Origin of the sequence: Pseudomonas pohangensis (assembly GCF_900105995.1) — a bacterium.
In the GTDB taxonomy this organism is placed as follows: Bacteria; Pseudomonadota; Gammaproteobacteria; order Pseudomonadales; family Pseudomonadaceae; genus Aquipseudomonas; species Aquipseudomonas pohangensis.
Map to the genome: position 1 here is coordinate 3,268,182 of NZ_LT629785.1, position 13,638 is coordinate 3,281,819.

A 13,638-nucleotide genomic window follows, 5' to 3' on the forward strand; every position below is an offset into this window, starting at 1 on the left:
TTGCAAGGAGCAACTGCATGAAACGCGCTTTTCAGATACTGGGTATCGCCCTGCTCGGCGTGCTGGCCCTGATCATCGTCCGCACCCTGCTGCTGCCCGCGCCTTTGCTCGGTGCCAGCGATCCGGCATTGCCGGACGGAATCAGTGCAGAAACCGCCGCGCGCCACCTCGGTGAAGCGATTCGTTTCCAGACCATTGCCCGTCAGATAGGTGCCAGCGAGGCAGAACAGGCCGCCAGCCGCAGTGCCTTTGCCGACATGCAGGCCTGGTTGCTGCAGACTTACCCGCTGCTGGCGGCCAACACCCGGCTCGAGCAGATCGGCGCCGGCAGCTTGCTGTTTACCTGGCAAGGCAGCAACCGGGAGCTGGATCCGGTACTGCTGATGGCGCACATGGATGTGGTGCCGATAGCACCGCGCGAGGAGCGCAAATGGCAGTTCCCGCCCTTCTCCGGCACGCTGGCTGACGGCTATGTCTGGGGCCGTGGCACGCTCGACACCAAGGGTTCCATGATTGCCATGCTCGAGGCAGCCGAGCTGTTGCTCAGCCAGGGTTTCAAACCCGAGCGCAGCGTGCTGTTCAGTTTTGGTGCCGATGAGGAAATCGGCGGTTATAACGGCAACCGCCTGGTCGCCGAGCATTTGCAGCAGCAGGGAACAAAACTCGCCTGGGTTTCCGATGAAGGTGGCGCCATCACCCGGGGCATCATTCCCGGCGTTAACGCCAACGTCGCGCTGGTCGGCATTGCCGAAAAAGGCTCGGTGACGCTGAACGTCACGGCTTCCGCCATCGGTGGTCACTCTTCGATGCCGCAGGCCTTTGATGAAACCGCCATCGGGCGGCTGAGCCTGAGCCTGCAGCAGATTGGCCACCATCCATTTGCCGCCCATATCCAGGGGCCGACCAATGACTTCCTCGACACCATTGCCCCGGCACAAGGTTTCCTGCCGCGCATGCTGCTGGCCAACCGCTGGCTGTTCGGCCCGCTGATCACACAAATGCTCGAAAGCACCCCGGCAGGCTCGGCACAACTGCGCACGGTGATCGCACCGACCATCATCAATGGCGGCAACAAGGAAAACGTCCTGCCACCCGACGCCCGCGCCATCATCAATCTGCGCATTCATCCGGCCGACAGCATTGAAAGTGTGCAGCAACACGTCAGAGGCGCGATCAATGATCCGCAAGTGAGTATCAAGGTCATGCCCGGGGCTCGCGAGCCCTCGAGCATCTCCGATGTCAACGGCGAAGCCTACCAACACCTGAGCCGGACCATTCGCGCCAGCTTCGGCAATACCCTGGTGGCTCCCAATCTGACGGTGGTCGGCACCGACTCACGCTACTTTCTGCCGCTCACGCAGAATGTCTTTCGTTTCGCGCCGATTCAGCTGACGCAGCAGGACATGCAGCGCATTCACGGCCTCAACGAGCGCATTGCAGTCAAGGATCTGGGTGCAGCAGCAGCCTTCTACTACCGGCTGATCAGCACGATGCCGACCCGGGACAACTAGTCAGCCGGGGCGGCTAGAACAGCGGCTGGTCATCGCGGACAAGCACGCACAAGCGGCCCTGCTCGTCCTCGCGCCAGTCGTGAATGAAGTGCATCACCACCTGCCCGTCAGCCGTGATGCTCGCCACATGGTCACCGCTTTCGGCCATGAAAAACGCCGCAGAGCCGACAGCCGCCACACACTCGATATAGGCATTGCTGAACAGCGCCGGGTCGCAATCATCGAAGTAGGCCTCCCGCTGCGCGGCATCCCAGCTGGCTGGCGCCTGAAAAGCACCAGCGAACAGGACCCGCGCATCGCCCAGCTCCTCTTCCTCTGCCTCGAAATCGTCCTCATCCGGCCGGTATAACGTGCAATCCTGCGCTTGCGGATGCTGCAGGATGGTCAGGCGCGCCTGCAGGCGTTCACGCGGATCAAGTCCGGCGGCGTCACAGATTTGCAGCCATTGCGGGTCAGCCGGATTGTGTTCATCGGATAGCGACATACAAGCCTCGGGGCAATCTTTAGAAATGCAAAAGGGCCACGCAAGGTGGCCCTGTTGCGATGACGCAGGTTATCAGCCTCAGGAGGCCGAAGCACCTTTCCAGCTGGAGCCGGAGGCTTCCGCAGCCATGGCTTCCATACTCTGCTGCAGGGCACGCTTGCGACGTGCCTCGGCACGCCGGCCGAGATACCAGGCAATGAAAGTCGCCAGCGAAACCGCCAGCAGAATCAGGCTGGCTACCGCGTTGATTTCCGGCTTCACGCCCAGCCGTACGGCGGAGAAGATCTCCATCGGCAAGGTGGTTGCACCAGGGCCGGAGACGAAGCTGGCCAGTACCAGATCATCCAGCGACAGGGCAAAGGCCATCATGCCGCCCGCTGCCAGAGACGGCAGGATCATCGGGATGGTGATCAGAAAGAACACCTTCCACGGGCGTGCGCCCAGATCCATTGCCGCCTCTTCGATCGACAGGTCCAGCTCGCGCAGGCGTGACGACACCACTACAGCCACGTAAGCCGTACAGAAGGTTGTATGCGCGATCCAGATGGTCACCAGGCCGCGCTGTTGCGGCCAGCCGATCAGCTGCGCCATGGCCACAAACAGCAGCAATAGCGACAGACCGGTGATCACTTCAGGCATTACCAGCGGCGCGGTAACCATGCCACCGAACAGCGTACGGCCCTTGAAGTTGGAAATCCGCGTCAGCACGAAGGCCGCTATGGTTCCGAGGATAACCGCCGCGATTGCCGTGTAGAAGGCGATTTCCAGCGAACGCCCCACCGAACTGATCAGCTGACGGTTGTCGAGCAACCCCGCATACCACTTGATCGACCAGCCACCCCAGACCGTCACCAGTCTGGAGCCGTTGAACGAGTAGATGACCAGAATCACCATGGGCAGGTAAATGAACGTCAAACCAGCCCACAACATGAAGTTTGTATAACTGAAGCGCTTCATATCTTGCCCTCCAGCTCTTTGGCTTGATTTCGGTTAAACAGGATTATTGGCACCATCAGGATCAGCAGCATGATCACCGCCAGCGCAGAGGCTACCGGCCAGTCACGGTTGTTGAAGAACTCCTGCCACAGAACCTTGCCGATCATCAGGGTTTCCGGTCCGCCAAGCAGCTCGGGAATCACGAACTCGCCTACTGCCGGAATGAACACCAGCATGCAGCCGGCAATGATGCCGTTTTTCGACAACGGCACGGTGATCTTCCAGAAGCTGTTGATGTTGCTCGAGCCCAGGTCGGATGCCGCTTCGAGCAAGGTATGGTCATGCTTGACCAGGTTGGCAAACAGCGGCAGCACCATGAACGGCAAGTACGAATAGACAATACCGATGTACACCGCCAGGTTGGTGTTGAGCAGCTGAAGCGGCTCGTCAATCAGCCCCATCGATATCAGCGTACTGTTGATCAGACCGCTTTTGCTCAGCAGGCCCATCCAGGCATAGACGCGGATCAGGATCGCGGTCCAGGTCGGCATCATGATCAGCAGCAGAAACACCGTCTGAGCTTCCTTGCTGGAGCGGGCGATGGCATAGGCCATCGGGTAGCCGATCAACAGGCACAGCAGGGTGCTGAAAAAGGCAATCTTCAGCGAGCCCAGATACGCGGAGACGTAAAGTGCATCCTCACTAAGCAGGACGTAGTTGCCAAAGTTCAGAATGACCTGAAACTGTTGATCCAGATAACTGTAGATCTCGGTGTAGGGCGGGATCGCAACATCCGCCTCGGCAAAGCTGATCTTCAGTACGATGATGAATGGCAGCACAAAGAACACGAAGAGCCAGATGAATGGCACCCCGATGACAAAGTGCCGCCCCCGCGGGGTCAGGCTTTTAAGTTTTGGCATGCTCATGAGCGCAGTACCACGCCGCTGTCATGCTCCCAGAAGACGAACACCTCGTCACCCCAGGTCGGACGAGCACCGAGGCGCTCCGAGTTGGCCATGAACGACTGCACCACCATGCCCCCGTTCAGTTTGATGTAGAACACCGAATGTCCGCCGAGGTAGGCGATGTCGTGCACCTTGCCGCGCGCCCAGTTGACATCATCGCCAGGCTGCTCGGTGGTCACCAGCAGCTTTTCCGGACGCAGTGCGTAGCCAACGTGCTTGTCCCGCGCCGAGGTGGTAACGCCATGGTTCACGTAGATTTTGCGATCCAGATCCGGGCAGGCAATCACCGCATGATCCTGCTCGTCTTCAACCACTTCACCCTCAAACAGGTTGACGGTACCGATGAACTCGCAGACCTGCCGATTGATCGGCGTCTCATAGATGTCGACCGGACTGCCGATCTGCTCGATACAGCCCATGTGCATGATGGCGATGCGCTGGGCCATGGTCATGGCCTCTTCCTGATCGTGGGTCACCATGACGCAGGTCACATCAACACCCTCGATGATATCCACCAGCTCCAGCTGCATCTGCGAACGCAGCTTCTTGTCCAGTGCGCCCATCGGCTCATCCAGCAGCAGCAATTTCGGACGCTTGGCCAGCGAGCGTGCCAGTGCAACGCGCTGGCGCTGGCCACCGGAGAGCTGGTGCGGCTGGCGCTTGGCATACTCGGTCATCTGCACCAGCTTGAGCATGTCGTTGACCACGCTCTCGATTTCAGCCTTGGGCATGCGGTCCTGCTTGAGACCGAAGGCGATGTTCTGCTCCACTGTCATGTGCGGGAACAGGGCATAGGACTGGAACATCATGTTGATCGGGCGCTCGTACGGCGGCAGATCGGTGATGTCCTGGCCATCGAGGTAGATACGCCCGTCGGTCGGCTTCTCGAAACCGGCAAGCATGCGCAGCAGGGTGGATTTACCAGAACCAGAACCGCCGAGCAGGGCGAAAATCTCGCCCTTGTAGATCGACAGGGATACATCATCCACTGCCGCCGTCTCGTCAAACTTCTTGGTTACCCGGTCGATTTTTACCAGCACCTGTTTCGCAGGCTGCTGATTGCCGGCGAGGGCTTCTTCTTGTACACCGGAGGCTATTGCCATTTACTACAACTCCCAACACTTGAAGACCCGGCCAGGGTAGCCAGGCTTGTTTGAATTATTTGTCATCCATGATCTGCAGCCCATTTCACCCTATCGCTTGATAGTTACCTGGCAACAGGCATTCGGAAATTCGCTACGGCACCAACCATCTGGCAGATGATTGCCTGCTTCCAGACTTTTTCGATGGTGCTTTCGCAGACGTTTCGCCTGCGAAAAAACCCTCTGCAACACTCCGGCCACCTTCCGATGGCCGGAGTTTCTGCCTGCTTACTGGCCCGATTTGATCTTGGTCCAGCTGCGTGTCATGGCGCGTTGCACTTTCGGTGACAGCTCGCCAAACGCGTAAAGTTTTTTCATGGTTTCAGGTGGCGGATAGATCCCCGGATTGTTGCGGATATCCTCATCAACCAGCGGCGTAGAAGCCGAGTTGCCATTCGGGTAAGCCACGTAATCGGTGATTTCTGCGACTACCGCCGGATCCATGATGTAGTTCAGATAAGCCAGCGCGTTGTCTGCATTCTTCGAGTCAGCCGGTATGGCCATCATGTCGTACCAGGAGGCTGCGCCTTCCTTGGGAATCACGTAGGCCACTTTCACGCCATTCTTGGCTTCTTCGGCCCGGGCCTGAGCCTGGAAAGCATCACCGGACCAACCCAGAGCCACGCAGATATTGCCGTTGGCCATATCCGAAATGTACTTGGAGGAATGGAAGTAGGTGATGTAAGGGCGCAGCTTCATCATCAACTCTTCAGCCTTCTTTACTTCAGCCGTGGTAGTCGGATTAGGATTCAGCCCCTGATAGAACAGCGCTGCCGCCATGACTTCCTGCGGCGCATCCAGCATGGACACGCCACACGACTTGAGCTTCTCGAGGTTTTCCGGCTTGAAGATCACGTCCCAGGAGTCAATGCTGTCAACGCCCAGCGCTGCCTTGACCTTGTCGACGTTATAGACGATGCCGGTGGTACCCCACATGTAGGGGAAGGCGTAGAGATTGCCCGGATCGGCAGTCTCCAGGGTTTTCATCAGATCCGCATTGAGGTTCTTCCAGTTCGGCAGCTTGGACTTGTCCAGCTTCTGGAATACACCGGCCTTGATCTGCTTGGCCAGGAACTGGTTGGAAGGCACGACTACGTCATAACCGGAAGCTCCCGACAGCAGCTTGGCTTCGAGTACTTCATTGCTGTCGAAAACGTCGTAAACCACCTTGATGCCGGTCTGTTTTTCAAAATTGGCATTGGTGTCTTCGGCAATGTAGTCAGACCAGTTGTAGACATTCACCGATTTGTCGGCGGCCTGGGCAAAACCGGCAATAGCGCCAGTGAGCGACAAGGCAATCAGCGTCTTGGAGTATTTTTTCATGCAAACCAGCTCCCAACTTGAGTTTATGGACTCCCGGCCCAGGCAGTGCGCCCGGACTCATGAGCCCCAACAAAAACCAAACAATCATCCTTGTTGGCGACGTAGCTGCTGCCTTCCCTGTGTGAAATTGCAGACGTCTTCCTCGTACAAACTAGGTTAGCAACTCCTTGATGGTCAACTGGCCACCGGAAAAGTACACAACTGTCATTTGCACATCATTAACAAAGCAGTAACCATGCCAACCCGAGGCAACGCCGAAGCATCAATCCAGCCGCCAGCTCAGACAGACGACAACAGGAACTCGCGCTCCCAGGAGCTGATCACCCTTTTGTAGTTCTCATGTTCGGCACGCTTTACCGCCACATAGCCGCGCATGAAGTTCTCGCCCAGATATTTCACACCTTCCTTGCAGTTTTCCATGCGCTCAAGGGCGTGCTCGATGGTCACTGGCAGGCGCAGGTTGCGGCGCTCGTATCCACGGCCCTTGACCGGCGCGCTCGGATTGATGCCCTCGACCATGCCCATGTAGCCGCACAGCAAGGATGCTGCGAGTACCAGATACGGGTTGGCGTCGGCACCGGGCAGGCGATTTTCCACGCGCCGGTTTTGCGGATTGGCCTCCGGCACACGCAGACCTACGGTGCGATTTTCTTCACCCCACTCGACGTTTACCGGCGCCGAGGTATCCGGCAGGAAGCGGCGGAACGAGTTGACGTTGGGGGCGAACAGCGGCAGCAGTTCGGGAATGAACTTCTGCAGACCACCAATATGATTCATGAACAGCTTGCTCATGGAGCCATCTTCATTGGAAAAGATGTTCTTGCCGGTCTTGGTATCCACCACGCTCTGGTGAATATGCATGGCGCTGCCCGGCTGGTCGGTAATCGGCTTGGCCATGAAGGTCACTTCGACATCATGCTTGAGGGCGGCTTCACGCATGGTGCGCTTGAACACGGTAATCTGGTCTGCCAGATGTAGCGGATCGCCATGACGGAAATTGATTTCCATCTGTGCCGGGCCGTCCTCATGGATCAGGGTGTCAAGATCCAGCTCCTGCGCCTCGCACCAGTCGTAAACATCCTCGAACAACGGATCGAATTCGTTGGCCGCATCAATCGAGAAGGACTGGCGACCCACTTCAGGGCGACCGGAGCGGCCTACCGGCGCGACCAGCGGAAAATCCGGATCGGAGCACCGCTTGGTCAGATAGAACTCCATTTCCGGCGCAACAATCGGCGTCCAGCCCTTGTCGGTATACATTTTCAGGACTTTCTTGAGGATATTGCGCGGCGACAGTTCGATCGGATTGCCCTGCTTGTCGAAGGTGTCGTGAATCACCATCGCGGTCGGCTCCAGTGCCCAGGGCACCAGATAAACAGCATCCTGATCCGGCCGGCAGAACATGTCGATATCGGCGGTGTCCAGCAACTCGTAATAGATGTCATCGTCGACATAATCACCGGTTACCGTCTGCAGCAACACGCTCTCGGGAAGGCGCATGCCCTTCTCGTCGAGAAACTTGTTGGTAGGCGCAATCTTGCCGCGCGCGATGCCTGTCAGATCACTGATCATGCATTCGACTTCAGTAATTTTTCGATCTTTCAGCCAGGACGTAAGCTGATCCAGTTTGACACTCATGTTGACCTCGATGGTTGTAGCCTGACGTTGTTTATAGTCAATTCGGAATTGCTCCGCTCAGTTGAGCAGAGAAATACCCGAATCGCCTGTAATGCTGTGAAACAGGAACCGGTAAAAAGACTGGTCAGCTGGACGCCGCGCAGCGCTACAGCAGCTTGCGCGCACGCCGGAAGCGCGACGATGCAGGGGCCGTTGCCGGCTGAAGCGCTGTTCAACAAAACAACGCAACGCCTTTAGCAAAAGACCATCTAGACTCTGGGTAGACGCAGGCTGATCCGGAGCGCTTGCCGGCAATGGAGAGACCCGCGATGCTGTATCAGGATTCGCCAGCCTGACTGGCGCGCTTCCTGCAGCCGCTGGATAGTGATTATTCGAGCCGAACGGCTGAATGCGGGTGGCTTGGCCATTCGACGTCTGGCACGACATGAAACACCGGTTTTTGCTGTTATTCGAATCGTTCCGAGCTTAGCGCTGTTCATTTTTTTATACAATAGGGCGTAAAAAATTAAACACAGTCTGTTTCGTAACGCCAAAACAAGGGCAATCTCGAAGCTACCAAAACCTCAGAAAACCATGTAATTAGTTGCCCACAGGCATTTTAGGGCACAATGCCGCGCATATTGAATGGCAGAGCTGACCTCACGCTCCTTTGCCATAATGTTCAAACGCGTGATTGAAATTTTAAACAACAGGTTCTGCATCATGTCGGCTACTCCCATTACCGTAAAACTCAACGAGGCCAACGACTTCCTCAAGGACAATCCGGATATCCAGTTCGTCGATCTTCTTATCGCGGACATGAACGGGGTTGTCCGCGGCAAGCGGATCGAGCGCGCCAGCCTGCACAAGGTGTATGCCAAAGGCATCAACCTGCCGGCCTCCATCTTTGCCCTCGACATCAACGGCTCAACCGTGGAAAGCACCGGCCTGGGGCTGGACATTGGTGATGCAGACCGCGTCTGCCTGCCGATCCCCGGCACGCTGTGCAACGAGCCGTGGCAGAAGCGCCCGACGGCACAACTGCTGATGACCATGCACGAACTCGATGGCAAGCCTTTCTTTGCCGATCCACGGGAAGTGTTGCGCCAGATCATCAGCAAGTTCGATGATCTCGGACTGACCATCTGTGCCGCCTTTGAGCTGGAGTTCTACCTGATCGACCAGGAGAACGTAAACGGCCGACCACAACCACCACGTTCACCGCTGTCGGGGAAACGGCCGATATCGACCCAGGTGTATCTGATCGACGATCTGGATGAATATGCCGACTGCCTGCAGGACATCCTCGAAGCCGCCAAGGAGCAGGACCTGCCCGCCGACGCCATCGTCAAGGAAAGCGCCCCGGCCCAGTTCGAAGTCAATCTGCACCACGTGCAGGATGCCCTCAAGGCCTGTGACTATGCCCTGCTGCTCAAGCGCCTGATCAAGAACGTTGCCTATGACCATGAAATGGACAGTACCTTCATGGCCAAGCCTTATCCGAAACAGGCCGGCAACGGTTTGCATGTACATATTTCCCTGCTCGACAAGAAAACCGGCAAGAACATCTTCACCAGTGACGACCCGGAGAATCATCCGGTCTTGCGTCACGCCATCGGCGGCATCCTTGAAACCATGCCCGCCTCCATGGCTTTCCTCTGCCCCAACGTCAACTCCTACCGCCGCTTTGGTGCGCAGTTCTATGTGCCCAACGCGCCAAGCTGGGCGCTGGACAATCGCACCGTTGCGGTGCGCGTGCCCAACGATAGCCCCGATGCGATGCGTATCGAGCACCGGGTTGCCGGTGCGGATGCCAACCCTTACCTGATGATGTCGTCGATACTCGCCGGCATTCACCACGGCCTGACCAACAAGATCGAACCGGGTGAGCCCATCGAAGGCAACTCCTACGAGCAGCTGGAACAGAGTCTGCCAAACAACCTGCGCGACGCTTTGCGTGAACTGGACGAAAGCGATGTGATGAACAAGTACATCAGTCCGGACTACATCGACATTTTTGTCGCCTGCAAGGAAGCAGAGCTCGAAGAGTTCGAAACCACCATTTCGGATCTGGAATACAACTGGTATCTGCATACCGTCTGATATTTCAACCGCAAGCTACTAGCGGCTGGCCCTTGCTGTGGATATTCTTGGCTGGCCGCTACGTTCTTCAAAATCCCTTGTTATCAGGCAGCTTTGGGCCGCAACAGTGGCTGACCGAAACGGCGTCCAGCGATCTACTAGAATAGGGAAGCCGCACTATGCGCCGACTGATTGCCTGCCTGCTGATAACCCTGCTGCCAAGTCTTGCCAGCGCTGAACAAACGGTACTCACCGTACTGAACTGGAACGACTATATCGACCCGCAGGTGCTGGTCGATTTTGAAAAAGAAACCGGCATCAAGATTGATTACAAGACTTACGGCTCTGCGGCCGAAATGAAAGAAATGATCGACAGCGTGACCGCTGCCGACATCGTGGTACCCACCAACCCGGACCTGCCGGGCCTGATCAAGGAAGACAAGCTGCTCCTGCTGGATCAGAGCAAGCTGCCCAACAGCAAGAATATCGATCAGTCCATGCTGATGAAAATGCTCGCATTCGATGCGGGCAACCGCTACTCGATACCCTACCTGTGGGGTGCGGTAGGACTGGCCATCAACACCCCCCAGGCAGAAGCGGCCTATGGCGGCAAGCTGCCACAGAGCTGGAGCCTGGTTTTCGACCCCGAGCAAGTGGCCAAATTGTCCGGTTGCGGGGTCAGCTATCTGGACTCCGTGGATGACGTCATGACCAGCCTGATGAACTACCGGGGCCGAATCCTGGAAGACTCCTCTCCGCGGCAGATCCTCAAGGCAGGCAAGTCCCTCGAGGCGATCAAGCCAGACCTTCGCTACATAGACAGCGAGCGCTACATTGAGGACCTGGCCAGCGGCAAACTGTGCGTGGCCATTTCCTTTGTCGGTGATGCGCTGGCTGCCGCCGATGCCGGGCAACCGGTAGAGTTCGTCATCCCCAACGAAGGGGCCACGCTGTTTATCGACAGCCTGACGATTCTCAAGTCCTCACAGCATCAGGACGCGGCCTATCGCTTCATCGATTACCTGCTGCGCCCGGACGTTATCGCCAAGATCACTGTCGCCACCCTTTACCCGAATGCCAATGCCGCAGCCATCGAGCTGCTGCCGGAAAGCCTGCGCAACCGGCCGGGTATTGTTCCGGACAAAGCAACCAAGCGCCGTCTGGCACTGCTCAAAGCGCTGCCTGAAGCACAGGAAAAAGCCCGCGATCAGGCCTGGAGTGCCTTGCTGGCCAAGTGACACCGTCACTACCCCTGCTGCCCCCATGCTGCTGATAACCTGTTGCGTGGGCGCAACAGGTTATCCATCGGCAAACAAGCCCGTGAGCTGGCAGCTTTTCTGCCCTGCTGTAACCGTCTTGCGGGTTTGCCTGCAGCAGTCTCCAGACGCCTTTGAATGCGGGGAATTATCAGACTGCAACACCCGGCAGCCTGAAACTCCAAAGTACCTCCCGAACCCCGAACCGGCGCGCCGAAAGCACACTGATCCGGCGCGCACCGGATAGCAGCAGCCCGCCCGACATTCCGCTTTCCGCTGCAGGCGACTCCTGACCCAACCGGTCCATTCTGCCGTTCCCCCGCTTGTAGTCACTGCATCCCCGCACAAGCTCGCGTTGTAGTTTTCTTTCCCCGACTGCTAAAGTCGGGACGCCTGAAGTAACAAGCTCGTCGCGCGTCAATGAAAAAACGGCTTCCGCCACGCGCCAAAAACTTGCACTTACCTGCACCTGACTTAAGGGATGTCGCCCAATGCACCGCCTTCTTGCCTGCCTGTTGATTGCTCTGCTACCCGGTTTTGTAGTCGCAGCTGATGAAAATGTTCTGCGCATATACAACTGGAATGACTACATCGCCCCGGAAGTGCTGACCAATTTCGAGAATGAAACCGGTATCAAGATTGTCTATGACACCTTCAGTACCGACGAGGAACTAAGCAAGGCGTTTGACGACAACGCGCCCTACGACATCATGGTGCCATCCCACGACTCACTGCCCCGCCTGATCAAGGAAGGCAAGCTGACCTCGCTGGATAAGGCCAAGTTACCCAATGCCGTCAATCTCGACTCGCAGGTGCTCAGCAAGCTGTCCGCATTCGACCCCCAGAATATTCACGCGATGCCTTATCTGTGGGGAGCCGTTGGCTTGGCCATCAATACCCCGAAGGCCGAAAGCGCCTTTGGTGGCCCGCTGCCGGAAAGCTGGAGCGTGGTCTTCGATCCCGAGCAAAGCGCCAAGCTGGCCAGTTGCGGCATCAGTATTCTGGATGCGTCCGCCGAGGTATTCGACGGCCTGATGAACTACAAGGGCCGCAGCATTTCGCACACGCCGCCACGCCGGATCAAATCTGCCGCCAAGACATTGTTTGCCATACGGCCGAATATCCGCCAGATCGACAGCGAGGAGTACATCGAGGCCCTGAATACCGGTGATCTGTGCGTCGCTGTTGCCTGGACCGGAGATGCGCTGGTCGCTGCCGATGAGGGCCAGCCGGTAGTCTTCGTGGTGCCTGAAGAAGGTGCCCCGATGTTCATTGACACCCTGGTAATTCCTACCAATGCAGCACGCCCTGACCTCGCCTACCGGTTCATCAACTATCTGCTCAAACCAGAAGTAGCCGCCCAGATCACTACCGAAACGCTGTACCCGAACGCCAATGCTGCAGCCGACCAGTTTCTTTCGGCAGAACTGCGCAACATGCCGGGGATCAAACTGGACAAGCAGATGCGCCGCCGCCTGACCATGATGCCAACCCTGCAGGATGACACCCAGGAAGCCATCGATGCCGTCTGGGCAGAATTCATCGAAGCACCAACACCTGAGGCGCTCTGACTTCAGCCTTCCGATGAGCAGCTCAGAACACCAACAACCGAGCGTTGCCAGAACCCGCAAACCGAGGGCCAGCAGCCAGGCGCGCATTGCCGCAATCCTTGCGGCAGTCCGCGCCGAACTGGCGGAGCAAGGCACCGGCGAACTGTCCATCTACAGTGTTGCCGCGCGTGCGGGGATCCCTCCGTCCTCGGTGTACCATTTCTTTGCCAGCGTCCCGGCCCTGCTCGAGGCACTCACCAGCGAAGTCCATGCGGCATTCCGCGCCTGTCTGCAGGCGCCGCTGGATCATGCACAACTGCGTGACTGGCGGGATCTGTCGCGCATTGTCGAATCGCGCATGCTCGAAACCTACGCTGCAGATCCTGCGGCACGCCAGCTGGTTCTCGCCCAGCACGGGCTGACCGAAGTTACCCGTGCCGATCAGCGTCACGATGTCGAACTGGGTCGTCTGTTGCAGCAGCTTTTTGCCCGGCACTTCCAGCTGCCGGCGCTACCGGAAGATATCGACATCTTCACCCTGGCTCTGGAACTGAGCGATCGCGTTTACGCCAGCTCTGTCCAGTCCCATGGCGTCATTACCCCGCGCATGGCCGAAGAGGGCATGCGGGTATTCGATGCGTATCTGGCCCTGTATCTGCCGGCCCACCTGCCAAAACACCCTGCGCCCATCTGCGGTGCTGCAAGCCAGTAAAGACTCCAGGATTATCGATATTTATCGGCTTTATAATTGAAATTAGGCTCTCGATAGTTT

General features: G+C 57.5%; 11 protein-coding genes. 5 read left to right on the forward strand and 6 right to left on the reverse strand.

Annotated features, from left to right (window positions below; all coding sequences use genetic code 11):
- The first annotated feature begins 17 nt into the window (after positions 1-17).
- On the forward strand, positions 18-1,511 hold the full coding sequence (locus BLT89_RS15205) for a M20 family peptidase (protein ID WP_090197258.1): 1,494 nt from the start codon (positions 18-20) through the stop codon (positions 1,509-1,511).
- Positions 1,512-1,524: 13 nt separating this feature from the next.
- On the opposite strand, the gene BLT89_RS15210 is transcribed toward BLT89_RS15205, so the two are convergent.
- The 6 genes from BLT89_RS15210 to BLT89_RS15235 all read right to left on the reverse strand — a co-directional run bounded on the left by BLT89_RS15210 (position 1,525) and on the right by BLT89_RS15235 (position 7,999).
- A complete protein-coding gene (locus BLT89_RS15210; RefSeq protein ID WP_231975030.1) occupies positions 1,525-1,995 on the reverse strand; it encodes a hypothetical protein in 471 nt (156 codons plus the stop codon).
- Positions 1,996-2,073: 78 nt separating this feature from the next.
- Positions 2,074-2,952, reverse strand: a complete 879-nt coding sequence (locus BLT89_RS15215) for an ABC transporter permease subunit (RefSeq protein WP_090197261.1) — start codon at positions 2,950-2,952, stop codon at positions 2,074-2,076.
- Positions 2,949-3,857 (reverse strand): ABC transporter permease subunit, encoded by a 909-nt coding sequence (locus tag BLT89_RS15220; protein ID WP_090197265.1) that lies wholly within the window; start codon positions 3,855-3,857, stop codon positions 2,949-2,951. The genes BLT89_RS15215 and BLT89_RS15220 overlap by 4 nt, the downstream gene beginning before the upstream one ends.
- The gene (potA, locus tag BLT89_RS15225) at positions 3,854-4,999 is read right to left on the reverse strand and encodes a polyamine ABC transporter ATP-binding protein (RefSeq protein ID WP_090197268.1); all 1,146 of its coding nucleotides are present in this window, start codon (positions 4,997-4,999) and stop codon (positions 3,854-3,856) included. Before potA ends, BLT89_RS15220 begins: the two co-directional genes overlap by 4 nt.
- Positions 5,000-5,266: 267 nt before the next feature.
- A complete protein-coding gene (locus tag BLT89_RS15230) occupies positions 5,267-6,361 on the reverse strand; it encodes a polyamine ABC transporter substrate-binding protein (RefSeq protein WP_090197271.1) in 1,095 nt (364 codons plus the stop codon).
- Positions 6,362-6,640: 279 nt separating this feature from the next.
- On the reverse strand, positions 6,641-7,999 hold the full coding sequence (locus BLT89_RS15235; RefSeq protein WP_090197277.1) for a glutamine synthetase family protein: 1,359 nt from the start codon (positions 7,997-7,999) through the stop codon (positions 6,641-6,643).
- Between the two features lie 702 nt (positions 8,000-8,701).
- Here BLT89_RS15235 and BLT89_RS15240 point away from each other — a divergent pair.
- From BLT89_RS15240 to BLT89_RS15255, 4 genes are all read left to right on the forward strand, one after another.
- Positions 8,702-10,081, forward strand: coding sequence for a glutamine synthetase family protein (locus tag BLT89_RS15240; protein WP_090199086.1), 1,380 nt, complete (start codon positions 8,702-8,704; stop codon positions 10,079-10,081).
- A gap of 158 nt (positions 10,082-10,239) precedes the next feature.
- Positions 10,240-11,298, forward strand: coding sequence for an extracellular solute-binding protein (locus BLT89_RS15245; RefSeq protein ID WP_090197280.1), 1,059 nt, complete (start codon positions 10,240-10,242; stop codon positions 11,296-11,298).
- A 509-nt stretch (positions 11,299-11,807) separates the two neighbouring features.
- On the forward strand, positions 11,808-12,887 hold the full coding sequence (locus BLT89_RS15250) for an extracellular solute-binding protein (protein ID WP_090197283.1): 1,080 nt from the start codon (positions 11,808-11,810) through the stop codon (positions 12,885-12,887).
- A 13-nt stretch (positions 12,888-12,900) separates the two neighbouring features.
- Positions 12,901-13,578 carry a TetR/AcrR family transcriptional regulator gene (locus BLT89_RS15255; protein WP_090197284.1) on the forward strand — a complete coding sequence of 226 codons (678 nt, stop codon included), beginning with the start codon at positions 12,901-12,903 and terminating at the stop codon, positions 13,576-13,578.
- Positions 13,579-13,638 lie beyond the last annotated feature (60 nt).